This is a genomic window from Rhodopseudomonas sp. NSM, assembly GCF_052445935.1.
In the GTDB taxonomy this organism is placed as follows: Bacteria; Pseudomonadota; Alphaproteobacteria; order Rhizobiales; family Xanthobacteraceae; genus Rhodopseudomonas.
Genome location: NZ_JBQTCH010000004.1, coordinates 362,732 through 376,187 on the forward strand (window position 1 = coordinate 362,732; position 13,456 = coordinate 376,187).

Here is a 13,456-nt window from a genome sequence, read left to right on the forward strand (position 1 = left end):
GGGCAACGAAGACACGCTCAGGCCGCCGTGCCGGGATGGCGGCCAGCGATCCCGTCGCGCCCGACCCCGCGATCGGCGGCAAGCGGCGCCTTCGCGGCTGTAATCTTCACCGGGATCGATTTGTAGGACGGCGTCAGGCAGTCCGGATCGCGGAATTCCAGCGCCACAAGCGGCTGGATCTCGGGATAGTAGGACGCGCAGCAGCCGTCGGGCAGATTGTAGCTGACCAGAGTCAGCGCCTGCACCACGCGGTCCGGCCGCGCGTAGTCAAGAGCGGTGGCGACATCGACCACGTCGCCTTCTGCGAAGCCGAGTCGTGCCAATTCCTTCGGATTGAGAAACAGCACATCGCGGCGGCCGAACACCCCGCGGTAGCGGTCGTCGAGGCCGTAGATCGTGGTGTTGTACTGATCGTGTGCGCGCAGCGAGGTCATCCGCAGCACGTCACGGTCCGCGCTGGTCTCGTCCTCCTCGAGGCCGGCGAAGATCGCGAAATTGGCCTTGCCGGTCGGCGTATTCCAGATCCGCATCGCCGCTGAATTCGGCAGCTGAAAGCCGCCCGGCATCCGGATCCGATCGTTGTAGGCTTCGAATTCGGGAAACACCTCTTCGATCGCATCGCGGATCAGGTCGTAGTTTCCCGCGAGCGCGTCCCATTTCACTTTCGTTTTGGTGCCCAGCGTCGCCCTGGCGATGCCCGCGAGGATCCACGGCTCCGATCGCACCTGATCGCCCGGCGGGTTGAGGAAGCCGCGCGAGGCGTGCACCATCGACATCGAGTCTTCGACGGTGAGCGACTGGCGGCCGGATGCCTGAATATCGCTGTCGGTGCGGCCGAGGACGGGAAAGAGATAGTTGGTCTTTCCGGTCAGCAGATGCGTGCGGTTCAGCTTGGTGGCGAGGTGGACGGCGAGATCGAGCCGCCGGAAACCCTTGAAACAGGCCTGTGGATCCGATGCCGCCATCGCGAGGTTGCCGCCGAGGCAGATCACCGCCCTGGCATGGCCGTCGCGCATCGCCGCGATGCTATCCACCACCGAATGGCCGAAAGCCCGCGGCGGCTCGAAGCCGAACACCTCGCTCAGCCGGTCGAGAAACGCCTTCGAGGGACGCTCGGTGATGCCGACGGTGCGATCGCCCTGGACGTTGGAATGGCCGCGCAGCGGACAAATCCCGGCGCCCGGCTTGCCGATGTTGCCCTTCAGCAGCAGCAGATTGGCGATCTGCTGGACGTTCGCGGTGCCGGTGACGTGCTGGGTGATCCCCATGCCGTAGGAAACGATGGTAGCGTTCGACGCCGCATAGTCGGTCGCGATTCGCTCGAGATCGGCGCGGGACAATCCGCTGGCGTGCTCGATCGCGGACCAGCTGCAGGCCTCGAGATCGGCGACCAGCGCATCGAAGCCCGCGGTGTGGCCGGCGATGAAAGTGTGATCGAGCAACGGGGCGAGATCCGCCGCGCGCGCCGCCTTGTCTCTGGCGACCAGCGCCTTGCAGATACCCTTCAGCGCGGCGGCGTCGCCGCCGACCTTGACCTGGAAGTAGCAGGAGGCAATCGGCGTCGACGAGGTCGTCGCCATCTCGATCGGCGCCTGCGGCGCCTCGAAGCGCTCCAGCGCGCGCTCTTTCAGCGGATTGAGCACGATGATCTTGACGCCGCGCCGCGAGGCATTGCGCAGCGGCGTCATCATCCGCGGATGATTGGTGCCCGGATTGTGCCCCATCGAGATGATCAGCTCGGCCTTGTCGAAATCCTCAAGGGTGACGGTGCCCTTGCCGATTCCGATCGAGCGCGGCAGCCCGACCGAGGTCGGCTCGTGGCACATGTTCGAGCAATCCGGGAAGTTGTTGGTGCCGAACTGGCGGCCGAACAACTGAAACAGGAAGGCGGCCTCGTTCGAAGCCCGTCCGGACGTATAGAGTTCGAGCTGGTTGGGGTCGTCGAGCGCATTGAGCCGGGCGGCGATGTCGTCGAACGCGACCTGCCAGTCGACCGGCTCGTACTTGTCGGTCTGCGCATTATAGCGCATCGGATGGGTCAACCGCCCCTGATCCTCGAGCCAGTAGTCCGAGCGCTCCCACAGCGTCGTCGCCGTATGCTGCGCAAAGAAATCAGGGCCGACCCGCTTCGGCGTCGATTCCCAGGTCACGGCCTTGGCGCCGTTCTCGCAGAATTCGAACGCCGAGGTGTGCTTCGGATCGGGCCAGGCGCAGCCCGGGCAATCGAAGCCTTCCGGCTGATTCTGCTTCAGGAGAGTTGGAATGCCGTCGACGACGAGCTGCTGTTCTTTCAGCGCCACGGCGAGGGCCTTCAGCGCGCCCCACCCGCCGGCGGGCTCCTCGTAAGCCCGAATTCCGTCTGGACGTTTGTCCGCCATATCGACCCCACCTTTGCAAACGCCATTCTGGCAAACGTCTCGACGCAGCGCGTTCGTTCAACATGGGCTGCGCCCGTCGCAAATCTTCCGGTTTCGCACGGGCGATGTCGCTTTCACCCGCCGAAGTCCGGGAGTGGCCGATGCGGACTAACGGAGAACCAACGAATGTCATCGCGCACGCGATACGCCGAAGGACAGCCGACGCTATATCGCCGCGCCTCGTGCGCGCTTGGACATTTGGGTGCCGGTTTGTACGTCGCGGACGCGACGACGGCGGGCCGGCGTTGTCTAGCGGGGCAGCAGGTTCTGCCTGGCGAGGTCGATCACTTCGTCACCGCGGCCGCTCATCACCGCGCGGAGCAGCCACAGGCTGAATCCCTTGATCTGCTCGGCGCCGATGGTGGGCGGCATCGACAATTCCTGCGTCGCGGTGACGACGTCGAGCACGGCGGGTCCATCGTGAGCCAGCACATCGGCCACAGCCGCCGGAAGATCGCCGGGATCCTCCACCCTCACGCCATGAATGCCCATCGCGCGCGCCATCGCGGCGAAATCGGGGTTCTGAAGATCGGTACCCATTTCGACGAACCCCGCCGCCTTCATTTCCAGCGCGACGAAGCCGAGTACGCCATTGTTGAAGATGATCACCTTGACCGGCAATTTCATCTGCGTGAGCGTGATCAGATCGCCCATCAGCATGGTGAAGCCGCCGTCGCCGGACAGCGTGATCACCTGCCGGCTGGGCTGGGCGGCCTGCACGCCGATCGCATGCGGCAGCGCGTTCGCCATCGAGCCATGCACCAGAGAGCCGACCAGACGGCGGCGGCCGTTCATTTTCAGATAGCGCGCCGCCCAGATCGTCGGGGTGCCGACGTCGAAGCTGAACACCGCGTCGTCGGCGGCGTTGTCGCTGATCAGCTTGGCGAGATACTGCGGATGGATCGGCTTGCGCCCCGGCGTTCCCTTCGCCAGTTCGTCGAGGCCTTTCCGCGAGTCGACGTAGCGCGCGATGCTGTGATCGAGGTGATCGCGGTCGGTCTTCGCCACCAGCTTCGGCAGCAGCGCCTCGATGGTTTCGCGAACGCCCCCGACGATGCCGAGTTCGAGCTTGCAACGGCGCCCGAGATTCTCGGCGCGAATGTCGACCTGCGCGATCCGCGCATGGTCCGGCAGGAACTGCTTGTACGGGAAATCCGTGCCGAGCATCAGCAACACATCGCAGGCGTGCATCGCTTCGTAACCCGACGCATAGCCGATGAAGCCGGTCATGCCGACGTCGTAGGGATTGTCGTATTCGACGTATTCCTTGCCGCCGAGAGCGTGGACGATCGGGCTCTTCAGAGCTTCGGCCAGCGTCATCAGCGACGCATGGGCGCCGGCGCAGCCGCGGCCACAGAACAGCGTCACCCTGCCCGCATCGTTCAGCAACGCAGCCAGCGCGTCGAGCTGCGGCTCGGCGGGCGTCACTGTCGGCGCCGGCGGAAGCAGGCCGGCCACCGGCGAGATTCCCCGCTTCGACGCCTCGCGCAGCGCCACGTCGCCCGGAATCACGACGACGGCAACGCCGCGCAGGCCGACGGCGGCCCGGATCGCATTTTCGAGGACATAGTCGAGCTGGTGAGGATCGGACACGAATTCGCAATACACGCTGCATTCGCCGAACAGGTTCTGCGGGTGGGTTTCCTGAAAGTAGCCCCCGCCGATTTCTGCCGACGGAATCTGTGCGGCGATCGCCAGCACCGGCGTCCGGGTCCGCTGCGCGTCGAACAGACCATTGATCAGGTGAAGATTGCCGGGCCCGCAGGAGCCGGCGCAGACCGCCAGCGCGTTGGTGATCTGGGATTCCCCGGCTGCAGCGAAGGCTGCGACTTCTTCGTGGCGAACATGCACCCATTCGATGCCGCCGTGCGTCCGTAGCGCCTCCGTCAGTCCATTGAGACTGTCGCCCACCACACCGAAGATTCGCTCGACGCCGGCCTGATGAAGGGTTTCGACGATTCGATCAGCGACGTTGGACATGTGCCCTGCTCCTTGCTGGCAGTGAGTGATGTTGCAATCGTTCGACACGATTGGATGTCGCCGGGTGCGGCTCAAAAGCGGATCGCGCGTTTTGCTGAGCCCGTCCGTGCATTGCACAAGTGGAAAGCGACTCCCGCTTCCACAAGCGTTTTCCTGCGCAGAGCTTCGCAGCGGTCGTTTCAGACGGCCTCATCGAGGCCAGTCGAATATCGAAGCGCGGCTTGCAAGACTTCAAGATGCAATCCAATCGTTCAAGATCGTTGCGCACGAATGCTGCAACAATCGCCTCTGGCTCCCGCCGATCGAAGAGAGCTGGAGTGGCAGATGTTGGTGAGACACATAGTGACGCTCGATGCCTGCCTTCTCGTCGGTCTCGGCGGCGCCGTCGGAGGCGCCTCTCGCTTCATGGTGTCGGACGCCGTCGGTCACTGGTGGGGGACGAGATTTCCGTGGGGAACGCTCGTCGTCAATGTCACCGGCGCCTTGATCATCGGCATGGTGGTCGGCCTCGCTCGCGTCTACGCGGGCGCTTTCGGCAGTCCGCAAATACATGATCTGATCATCACGGGATTGCTGGGCGGATACACGACGGTCTCGTCCTTTTGTCTTCAGACCATCAATCTTGTGCTGGATCAGCAAACCGGCCTGGCATTCCTCAATGTGATTGCATCGACGACGCTTTGTCTCGCGGCCGTGGCAATCGGCTATTTCGGCGGCAGCTGGGTTGCAAGCTATGGCGCCTGAGGCCCCCATGCCGGCGTCCCGGGCCGTTCTCTGCACCGCAGTGGCGATCGGAAGCGCGATCGGCGCGCTCTCCCGCTTCTTCTCGGCGTCGGCGATCGCGGAGCTGTGGGGCGGCGGAGATTTTGTCGCAACGGCCTTCGTCAACGTCGTCGGGTCGTTCATCATGGTGCTTTATGCGACGCTCACGGCGCCGCGCGGCGCCTTTCCGATGAGCGAAGTCTCCCGTCAATTTGTGATGGCGGGATTTTGCGGAGGCTACACCACGCGGTCGCTGATGGGGTTGGACACGTTCCTGATCGTTCTCGATCATCACCCGTTCTACGGCGCGGCCTATGTGGTTGGTGTCGTCGCAATGTCGTTGCTCGCGGCCGCAACCGGATACGGCATCGGTCGAATGTTCGATCGACCCGGCGGCTACCGGACCATCGAGGAATGCCGCGCGCTGTCCTAGCGACTGTCGCGGATGGAGCCGCCGCGAGGCCTATCCAATTCCCAAATCGTTCAAAAGCAAAACCGGCCCTCATTCGGCGTGCGAACGAAGAAGCGCCGCCGTGCCGTGCTGTTATCACTCGGTGATACGCGGATTCGAGCGCCCCCCTGCGACCGGCTCGATTGCACCGAACCTGAACGCACGACTGAATAAGGAGAGACGCAATGCCGACATCAGCCAATCCCCAGCCGATTCGCGGCGCCTACGGCGCCAGCGATCCCGGCCCGCGCAACATCGAGCTCGATCTGCAGAATCCCGACATTCTGGTTCCGCCGCCGACCGACAATGGTTCGATCCCCAACCTGAAATTCTCGTTCGGCATGGCGCACAACCGGCTGGAAAGCGGCGGCTGGGCGCGCGAAGTGACGGTGCGGGAATTGCCGGCCGCGAAGGGGCTGGCCGGCGTCGACATGCGCCTGGGTCCCGGCGTCGTCCGCGAGTTGCACTGGCACAAGGAAGCCGAATGGGGCTACGTGCTGGAAGGCCGTTGCCGCGTCACCGTCGTCGACCCCGACCGCGGCGTCTATGTCGACGACTTGAAGGCCGGCGATATCTGGCTGTTTCCGTCCGGCACGCCGCATTCCATCCAGGCTCTCGACGAGGGCTGCGAATTCCTGCTGGTGTTCGACGACGGCAATTTCTCCGAGAACGAAACCCTGCTGGTGACGGAATTGATGGCGCATATGCCGATCGAGGTCCTCGCCAAGAATTTCGGCATTCCGGCGCAGCATTTCGCCAATCTGCCTCCGAAAGAGAAGTACATCTTTCCTCTTCCCGTTCCGGCTCCGCTCGACGAGGTTCTCGCCAAACTGCCGCCGGACCGTCCGGCAATGCCGTTCACGATCCACCGCAGCGACTTCACGCCGACGCAGTGGGACGGTGGCGAGACCACGATCATCGATGTCAGGAATTTTCCGGTGACCAACATGGCGGCACTGATCATCGATCTGGAGCCCGGCGCGCTGCGTGAAATCCACTGGCATCCCGACGCGGACGAGTGGCAGTACTACATCCAGGGCGAAGCCCGGATGACCGTGTTCGATGCCACATCCAAGGCACGGACGTTCAACTATCGCGCCGGCGACGTCGGCTACGTGCCGAAGACTCTCGCGCACTACATCGAGAATATCGGCACGACGCCGGTCCGGGTGCTGAACGTCTTCAACAAGCCGCTATTCAAGGACGTCCCGTTGAACCAGTGGCTGGCATTGACGCCGCCGGACCTCGTCCGCGGACATCTCGAACTCGACGACGTGGCAATGGCGGCGCTCAATCCGAATCCACGCTCCGTCGTGCGCTGACATTGGCCGATCGCTTGCGTACGACGATGATCGTGCGCAAGCGTGTCGGGATGCCGCTTCTCGACGCCGTTATGCGTCCACCCGGCGCCGAATTCCATCACGCCGATCGCACGGCACTTCGCATCGTTCGATCGGACAACACTGCGCGCATTCCCGGAATACGCCACGCGAAGCATGCCTCAGATTGTCGAGGCACGGCGAAATCGTTTCGCCGAAGACGTGAGGATGACACATGCGAAATCCGATGCGAAATCTGATGAAGGTTCTGTTCGTACTTGCGGCCACGGCCTCGGTGACGACCGCCGCCTCGGCCAAATCCTACAAATGGTGCCTCGACGACGGCGTCGGCGACACGCTGAACTGCGAATTCACCACCAAGAAGCAGTGCCTCGCCAGCACCTCGGGTACCGGCGGCGAGTGCTTGGTCAACCCGAAATTTCTGTCGAGGAAGCATCATTCCGGCAAATCCGCCGGCCGCTGACGCCGCGGAAGCGTCAACCTGTTCCGCCACGCCGGCCAGGAGTGGCGGAACATTCTCCCGGTCGGGATGTCGGTCAGAGCCAGAGTGACTGAGATGCGGTTCGATGACGCCGGCGGAAATGATCCCCGAGCCGCGCGCAGCCTCGATGCAATCCCGGATCGACCTTTCGCCTTCGCGACTGTGATGACGTTGACGGCCGGATTCCTCGACGCCGTCGGCTTCACCCATCTGGCGGGCCTGTATGTGTCGTTCATGAGCGGCAACAGCACGCGCCTCGGCATCGTCATCGCGCACGGCGATCAAGAGGCGTTGCTGCCGGTCGCACTCGTCATTTCGAGTTTTGTGCTCGGCGCATTTCTCGGCTCGATCGTCGGCGATGTCGTCGGTCGCTTCAGGACGGCGGCGATCCTCGCAGTCGAGATCGGATTGCTGGTGTCGTCGATCGCACTGATCTCCTCTGTCGACGGCTATGCCGGCCTGCTCCCTGTTTGCGTCGCGATGGGCATGCAGAACGCCGCCCGCGAAACGGTCGCCGGCGTTGAGATCGGAAAAGGATTCGTGACCGGGTTGCTGTTCGGCCTCGGAAAAGCCCTGGCGCTACTCGTCCGGGGCCATGCGGGCCGAGCGCAGGTGCTGGTCTATGGTGTCTCGTGGGCGAGCTTTCTGTGCGGCGTCACCCTGGGTAGCGTGACGTTGGCGCATCTCGGGCTCGCGGTCGCCTTGCTCATCGCCAGCACGGTGCTGGCCTTGCTCGCGATCGCGGTAATCGTCGATCAACGCCGGACGCCTGCGTTCACGTCGGTCAAATACCGGGATAGCCGACGAACGGCGGGCGATGGGCGATAGCTCGGACTTGCCACGTCGGGATGATCGCTGGAACGCTTCGGCATCCGTTCCGTTGAGATCCCTGAAGCGGCGAGTTGCTTGCCAGCTTTGCCTTCAGTTGGTGGCGCGGTGCTTCTCGACAAGGCGGCGTCACCAGAAGCCGAGGCTTGATGCCAGACAAGAGCGGGGCGGGTTTCCGATCTGGACGGTGCGATGAGAGTCAGTGAAAACGTGCACCGGGTCAGAGTTGTCCCCTCGGGTCGTCGCGCGATGTCGCTCGCCGTCCTGTTCGTGTTCCTTGCGGCGCTGCTCGTGCTGGCGCCGGATGTCTTTCTCGTCATTTTCGCAGGATTGCTGCTCGGCGTCTTCTTCGGAGGAGGCGGCGATTGGCTGGCGACGCGAACCGGCATCGGGCGTGGATGGGGCGTCGGGCTGTTTGTGCTCCTGATTGTTCTCTTATTGTCCGGGGCCGTTCTGGGATTTGCACCAATGGCGACCGAACAATTCGACCGGCTGGTCGAGGAACTCCCGTCCGCGGTCGATCGGCTCACTGCGCGAGTTAAGGAGTATCCCTGGGGCGAGGAAATTCTCCGTCGCTCTCAACCGAGCGCGCTCATCTCCAGGGAGAACACGACGACGGCGGTGACGACGACGTTCGGCGCACTTGGCAATTTTGTGATCATGCTCTTCATCGGCCTATATGTCGCGCTGGATCCGGAGACGTACCGCAAGGGGGTTGTTGCGATGCTCGCGCCCTCCGTTCGGGAGGCCGGTGACGACGTCCTGCGCAAGGCCACGAATACGCTCAAAAAGTGGCTGGTGGCGAAGCTCATGGCCATGGCAGTGGTCGGCGTTCTGACCTGGCTCGGACTATGGATCGTCGGCGTCCCGCTCGCCGCCATTCTCGGCCTCATCGCGGCCCTCCTCGCCTTCATCCCGAATATCGGCCCGATCCTGGCTGCCGCGCCTGCTATTATGATGGCCCTCACCGAGGGGCCGACGATGGTGCTGCTGGTGGTCGCTGTGTATCTGGTGGTTCAAACCATCGAAAGTTACCTGATCACACCGCTCATTCAGCAGGAGCAGGTATCACTCCCGCCGGTGCTGGTGATTTCCATGCAGTTGCTGATGGGGGCGTTGTTCGGTCTCATCGGCCTGGCATTGGCCACGCCCTTGGCTGCGCTGGGAATGACCCTGATCCGGGAAACCTATATCCGGCGATATCTCGAGAAGGAAACGGAAACATCCGCTGCCCCGACCCGCACAATCGAGGCAACCGACCCGGGTGGAAACGGGATGCCCTGATCGCTGTCGCTCGATCCTCGCCGACACGCGACGTCAGATCTCCGATGCGGACGCGATGATCGATGGCTGGGGCGGGAGGGATCGAACCTCCGCATGGGGGAATCAAAATCCCCTGCCTTACCGCTTGGCTACGCCCCATCGGCCGCATCGGCCGCACGATGGCGGCCGCTTCGGCAAAATCGCCGTCCGGCCCCGCCGGTCTATAGAGACGCCGGCCGGTTTTCAACCGCCGAGGGCGCGCATGGAACCGCAAAAATGCGCCGGGGCGGGCGGCCGTGACGAAAGGTTGAGGGCGGCGGCGTTTCGTGGAAGAAGGCGGGCCAGCTCTCCTTTGCCGGGACCATGCCAATGACCTATCGCGCTCCGATCGACGACATCCTGCTCTCCCTCAACCACGGCGCGGGCCTGCAGGCCGCGGTGGCGGCCGGGCATCTCGGCGACTACGACAGCGAGCTCACCGCGCAGGTGCTGGAAGAGGCCGGCAAATTCGCCGGCGACATCCTGGCGCCGCTGAACCGGGTCGGCGACAAGCACGGCATTAAGCTCGCGCACAACGCCGTCACCACCGCGCCGGGCTGGCCGGACGCTTATCAGCGCTGGATCGCGGCGGGCTGGAATGCGGTGTCGGGGCCGGAAGCATTCGGCGGCCAGGGTCTGCCGATGGCGCTGAATGCGGTGTGCACCGAACTCTGGGCATCGTCCAACATGGCGTTCGGGCTGTGCCCGCTGCTGACGCTGTCGGCGATCGACGCGCTGCATGCGCACGGCAGCGACGAGCTGAAGAACATCTATCTCGGCAAGCTGGTGTCGGGCGAATGGACCGGCACGATGCAGCTCACCGAGCCGCAGGCCGGCTCCGACGTCGGCGCGCTGCGCACCCGCGCCGAGCGCGCGCCCGACGGCAGCTACAAGATCTTCGGCAGCAAGATCTTCATCACTTACGGCGACCACGACATGACCGACAACATCGTGCATTTCGTGCTCGCGCGACTGCCCGATGCGCCCGCCGGCACCAAGGGCATCTCGCTGTTCCTGATTCCGAAATTTCTGGTCAATGCCGACGGCTCGCTGGGCGCGCGCAACGACATCTTCCCGAGCGGCGTCGAGCACAAGCTCGGCATCCACGCCTCGCCGACCTGCACCATGCAGATGGGCGATCAGGGCGGCGCGATCGGCTATCTGATCGGCGAGGAAAATCGCGGCATGCAGTGCATGTTCACGATGATGAATCAGGCCCGCTTGGGCGTCGGCCTCGAAGGCGTCGGCATTGCGGACCGCGCCTATCAGCAGGCTTTGGCCTATGCGCAGGAGCGCAAGCAGGGCCGCGCGATCGGCAGCGACAGCAAGGGCTCCGACCCGATCATCAGGCATCCCGACGTCAAGCGCACGCTGCTCTTGATGCGCGCGCTGACCGGCGCCGCGCGCACGATCTGCTATTCGACCGCGGTGGCGCTGGATATCGCGGCGCGCAGCAGCGATCCGAAGGCGAAGGCCGCGGCGGCCGCGCGCGCGGCGCTGCTGACGCCGATCGCCAAGGCGTTCTCCACCGACATCGGCACCGAGGTCGCCTCGCTCGGCGTGCAGATCCACGGCGGCATGGGCTTCATCGAGGAAACCGGCGCCGCGCAGCATTATCGCGACGCACGCATCGCGCCGATCTACGAAGGCACCAACGGCATCCAGTCGATCGACCTCGTCACCCGCAAACTGGGAGCGAACGGCGGCGCCTCGGTGTTCGCGCTGCTCGACGAACTATCCATCATCGTCGACAACGTCGAAGCCTCGAACGATCCGGCGTTCGGCGCCACCGGCCCGCGACTACGCGATGCGCTGGGCGCGCTCGAGCGCGCCAGCAAGTACTTGCTGGAGAAGCTCGGAGCCTCGCCGAACGACGCGCTCGCGGGTGCGACGCCGTATCTGCGGCTGTTCGGCTCGACGCTCGGCGGCTGCGCGCTGGCCGCGGAGGCGCTGGCGGCGCGCGATCTCGACGGCGCGAGCGATCCGGCGCGAGCGATCACGCTGGCGCGGTTCTTCGCCGAGACCGTCGCGGTTCAGGCGCCCGCGCTGGAGCGCAGCGTGGTCGACGCCGCCGCGGTCCTGGCCACCGCCGACACGGTGCTGACCGCCTGAAAACCTTGCGGCAAAGCCGGGGCAAACCTGCGGCACGCGCCGCCGCATCCGCGCGAGGTTTCGGAATTTTCCGACAAGCCGTTGAAATATCGAAGCTTTCCCGAAAACACCGATTCCGGCCGCGGGCCGGATCATGCGACTGCATGGTCTTGTCCGAAAACCGGTAGCCAGTTTTCGGCATCATGCACTAGTGTCCGCCGCGAGGGACGCAGCGGCCGCCACGGCCGCGCGCCGAGTGTGGGGGAACCAATGTCGGACTATCTGATCGTCAGCGATGAAGACGCCGTGCGCGTGATCACCATGCGCCGGCCGGAAAAGAAGAACGCGCTGACGCAGGACATGTATCGGGCGATGACCGCGGCGATCGACACCGCGCAGAACGATCCGAACATCCGCTGCCTGATCATCACCGGCGGCTCCGGCGTGTTCACCGCCGGCAACGACCTCGAGGATTTCCTCAAGGCCGGCACCGACGCGAGCGGCGCGCCGCGCGTCACCGCGGCGACGGATTTTCTCTACGCGCTCGCGCGCAATACCAAGCCGCTGATCGCCGCGGTCGACGGGCTGGCGATCGGCATCGGCACCACGCTGCTGTTTCACTGCGACGTCGTGCTGGCCTCGACCTCAGCCGTGTTCTCGACGCCGTTCATCCAGCTCGGCCTGGTGCCGGAGGGCGCGTCCAGCCTGCTGGCGCCGCGCGCCATGGGCCATCACCGCGCCTTCGCCATGCTGGTGATGGGCCGCAAACTCTCCGCCGACGAGGCCCGCGACGCCGGCTTCGTCAACGCCGTGGTGGCGCCCGGCCACACCGAGGACGAAGCCATGAAAGCCGCCCGCGACATCTGCGCGCTGCCGGCCGAAGCGGTGGCGATCTCGCGCAAGCTGATCAAACCATCACCGGACGACCTGATCGCGCGGATCAATCAGGAGAGCAAACTGTTCGGCGAGCGGATGAAATCGCAGGAAGCGGTAAGCGCGTTCACGCGGTTCTTTCAGCGGAAGAAGGGGTAGGCAGCGCGGGGACGATTAGTTCGCCCCCGAGAGCCCACCTCGAACGACACGCCGCAAGTGGACACCCTTGGCTCCGTCATGCCCGGCCCTGTGCCGGGCATCCACGTCTTGGAGCGCATCGGCGTGGCAAGACGTGGATGGCCGGGACAAGCCCGGCCATGACGAACGAGGGGCGTCGATTTTCTGTGCCCCCTGTGCCCTAACTACTTCTTCTTCCCCGCCCCGAACACCTGGTCGCTGAACGGGTTCGCCGCGGGCGCTTTCAGTTCGATGAAGCCGATCTTCAGCTCGCGGTGGCAGGAATTGCAGCCGGCTGTCAGGTCGCCATAGGCTTTCACGAAGGCCTTGCTGTCTTCGGCGGCGATCGCGACGCTGAGCGCAGCGATCGGTTTGGCCATGGTGGTGACGTCGTCGACCGGGAGGCTCTGGTACAGCGAGGCGGCGTCCTGCAGCCGGGTCTTGATCTGGCGGGTCTGGTAGCCGGCGAGTTTCCAGTTGCCCGTGATGCCGGCAAACCACAGCTTGATGTGCCGCGTTTGCGCGGCTTCCATCAGATCGGCGAGGCGCGAATTGCCGGGCTTGATGGCGTCGGCCTGCTGTTGCGGCGGCTGGGGCTGCTGCGCGGCGGCGGGCGCGAGGGTGGCGAGCAGGAGCGTGGCGAGAAGGAGCGTGACCGGTTTCGAGCGCATGCGGCACCTGTAGAGACAATGCGCCGACCGGCGCGACGCGGACAGGTGATCACGACGCCCGCATCGGCGGTTTGCGATTCCTC

11 protein-coding genes and 1 tRNA gene are annotated in these 13,456 nt (G+C 64.6%); 8 read left to right on the top strand and 4 right to left on the bottom strand.

The genetic code is table 11. The annotated features are described in order from the left end of the window. Positions 1–17: 17 nt before the first annotated feature. Complete coding sequence (locus ACTZWT_RS13675) at positions 18–2,378, bottom strand: FdhF/YdeP family oxidoreductase (protein ID WP_444770222.1); 2,361 nt, start codon at positions 2,376–2,378, stop codon at positions 18–20. A gap of 288 nt (positions 2,379–2,666) precedes the next feature. After that, on the bottom strand, positions 2,667–4,397 hold the full coding sequence (gene poxB / locus ACTZWT_RS13680; protein ID WP_444770223.1) for a ubiquinone-dependent pyruvate dehydrogenase: 1,731 nt from the start codon (positions 4,395–4,397) through the stop codon (positions 2,667–2,669). 342 nt (positions 4,398–4,739) lie between these two features. On the opposite strand from poxB, the gene crcB reads away from it, so the two are divergent. The 6 genes from crcB (at position 4,740) to ACTZWT_RS13710 (ending at position 9,543) form a co-directional block, all read left to right on the top strand. After that, on the top strand, positions 4,740–5,141 hold the full coding sequence (gene crcB, locus ACTZWT_RS13685) for a fluoride efflux transporter CrcB (RefSeq protein WP_444770224.1): 402 nt from the start codon (positions 4,740–4,742) through the stop codon (positions 5,139–5,141). Further along, the gene (locus ACTZWT_RS13690; protein ID WP_444770225.1) at positions 5,131–5,592 is read left to right on the top strand and encodes a CrcB family protein; all 462 of its coding nucleotides are present in this window, start codon (positions 5,131–5,133) and stop codon (positions 5,590–5,592) included. Before crcB ends, ACTZWT_RS13690 begins: the two co-directional genes overlap by 11 nt. 203 nt (positions 5,593–5,795) lie before the next feature. Next, the gene (locus ACTZWT_RS13695; RefSeq protein WP_444770226.1) at positions 5,796–6,932 is read left to right on the top strand and encodes an oxalate decarboxylase family bicupin; all 1,137 of its coding nucleotides are present in this window, start codon (positions 5,796–5,798) and stop codon (positions 6,930–6,932) included. A 244-nt stretch (positions 6,933–7,176) separates the two neighbouring features. Continuing rightward, positions 7,177–7,413: a DUF3551 domain-containing protein gene (locus ACTZWT_RS13700; protein WP_444770227.1), complete on the top strand. Its 237-nt coding sequence runs from the start codon at positions 7,177–7,179 to the stop codon at positions 7,411–7,413. A 93-nt stretch (positions 7,414–7,506) separates the two neighbouring features. Then, positions 7,507–8,259, top strand: a complete 753-nt coding sequence (locus ACTZWT_RS13705; protein WP_444770228.1) for a YoaK family protein — start codon at positions 7,507–7,509, stop codon at positions 8,257–8,259. 249 nt (positions 8,260–8,508) lie between these two features. Next, positions 8,509–9,543, top strand: a complete 1,035-nt coding sequence (locus ACTZWT_RS13710; protein ID WP_444770229.1) for an AI-2E family transporter — start codon at positions 8,509–8,511, stop codon at positions 9,541–9,543. A 63-nt stretch (positions 9,544–9,606) separates the two neighbouring features. Here ACTZWT_RS13710 and ACTZWT_RS13715 read toward each other — a convergent pair. Continuing rightward, positions 9,607–9,681: transfer RNA gene (locus tag ACTZWT_RS13715), tRNA-Gln, on the bottom strand. Positions 9,682–9,891: 210 nt separating this feature from the next. Here ACTZWT_RS13715 and ACTZWT_RS13720 point away from each other — a divergent pair. Both ACTZWT_RS13720 and ACTZWT_RS13725 read left to right on the top strand, forming a co-directional pair. After that, positions 9,892–11,673 (top strand): acyl-CoA dehydrogenase family protein, encoded by a 1,782-nt coding sequence (locus tag ACTZWT_RS13720; RefSeq protein ID WP_444770230.1) that lies wholly within the window; start codon positions 9,892–9,894, stop codon positions 11,671–11,673. Between the two features lie 249 nt (positions 11,674–11,922). Further along, on the top strand, positions 11,923–12,684 hold the full coding sequence (locus tag ACTZWT_RS13725) for a crotonase/enoyl-CoA hydratase family protein (protein WP_444770231.1): 762 nt from the start codon (positions 11,923–11,925) through the stop codon (positions 12,682–12,684). Between the two features lie 203 nt (positions 12,685–12,887). On the opposite strand, the gene ACTZWT_RS13730 is transcribed toward ACTZWT_RS13725, so the two are convergent. Then, the gene (locus tag ACTZWT_RS13730; RefSeq protein ID WP_444770232.1) at positions 12,888–13,373 is read right to left on the bottom strand and encodes a hypothetical protein; all 486 of its coding nucleotides are present in this window, start codon (positions 13,371–13,373) and stop codon (positions 12,888–12,890) included. Positions 13,374–13,456: the final 83 nt, after the last annotated feature.

Excerpts from the sequence above, each read along its gene's own strand:
- ACTZWT_RS13675 (WP_444770222.1), bottom strand. The coding sequence starts at position 2,378 with ATGGCGGACAAACGTCCAGACGGAATTCGGGCTTACGAGGAGCCCGCC.
- poxB (WP_444770223.1), bottom strand. The coding sequence starts at position 4,397 with ATGTCCAACGTCGCTGATCGAATCGTCGAAACCCTTCATCAGGCCGGC.
- ACTZWT_RS13690 (WP_444770225.1), top strand. The coding sequence starts at position 5,131 with ATGGCGCCTGAGGCCCCCATGCCGGCGTCCCGGGCCGTTCTCTGCACC.
- ACTZWT_RS13695 (WP_444770226.1), top strand. The coding sequence starts at position 5,796 with ATGCCGACATCAGCCAATCCCCAGCCGATTCGCGGCGCCTACGGCGCC.
- ACTZWT_RS13700 (WP_444770227.1), top strand. The coding sequence starts at position 7,177 with ATGCGAAATCTGATGAAGGTTCTGTTCGTACTTGCGGCCACGGCCTCG.
- ACTZWT_RS13705 (WP_444770228.1), top strand. The coding sequence starts at position 7,507 with ATGCGGTTCGATGACGCCGGCGGAAATGATCCCCGAGCCGCGCGCAGC.
- ACTZWT_RS13710 (WP_444770229.1), top strand. The coding sequence starts at position 8,509 with ATGTCGCTCGCCGTCCTGTTCGTGTTCCTTGCGGCGCTGCTCGTGCTG.
- ACTZWT_RS13720 (WP_444770230.1), top strand. The coding sequence starts at position 9,892 with ATGACCTATCGCGCTCCGATCGACGACATCCTGCTCTCCCTCAACCAC.
- ACTZWT_RS13725 (WP_444770231.1), top strand. The coding sequence starts at position 11,923 with ATGTCGGACTATCTGATCGTCAGCGATGAAGACGCCGTGCGCGTGATC.
- ACTZWT_RS13730 (WP_444770232.1), bottom strand. The coding sequence starts at position 13,373 with ATGCGCTCGAAACCGGTCACGCTCCTTCTCGCCACGCTCCTGCTCGCC.